The sequence below is a fragment of the Falsiroseomonas sp. E2-1-a20 genome (genome assembly GCF_051433195.1).
Taxonomy (GTDB): Bacteria; Pseudomonadota; Alphaproteobacteria; order Acetobacterales; family Acetobacteraceae; genus Falsiroseomonas.
This window is the reverse complement of record NZ_JBHMFT010000208.1, coordinates 1-438: the sequence shown is the minus strand read 5'-3', so window position 1 is coordinate 438 and position 438 is coordinate 1. Positions and strand designations below refer to the sequence as shown.

Here is a 438-nt window from a genome sequence, read left to right as displayed (position 1 = left end):
AATACGATGGTGGGTGATCGCGGCGGCGGCGGCCATAGTGGCCCTCGCCGCGGCGTCGCATGTCACGCATCTGCTCACAGGTCTGGCGATTATTGGCGCGCTCGGGCTCTGGCGGCTCGTAGGCGGTGCCGCCATCGCGGTTCCGCCGTGTCGGCTCGCCCTCGCCATGGCCGCGATGCTGACCGGGGCGGGTGCGGCGGTGGGCGCGAACGCTGCACTGACGGGCCACACCGAGTATGCTGGGGGCGGCAGTATCTTTCTCGCGGCGCGGCTCGCCGGCGATGGGCTGCTGCAGCGGCATCTCGCCGACACTTGCCCGGATCCGGTCCTGCAGCGGCTCTGCGCCGCGAGGGGACGCATCCCGTTCGACGCAGACGAGTTCCTCTGGTTGCCTGACTCGGCGCTCTACGACGACGGCAGCTTCTTCACCCTCGAGCC

1 pseudogene is annotated in these 438 nt (G+C 70.3%); it reads left to right on the top strand.

Annotation, left to right across the window (positions count from 1 at the left end):
• Positions 1 to 13 precede the first annotated feature (13 nt).
• A pseudogene (locus ACFHPP_RS31395) lies at positions 14 to 438 on the top strand (hypothetical protein); the annotation flags it as partial.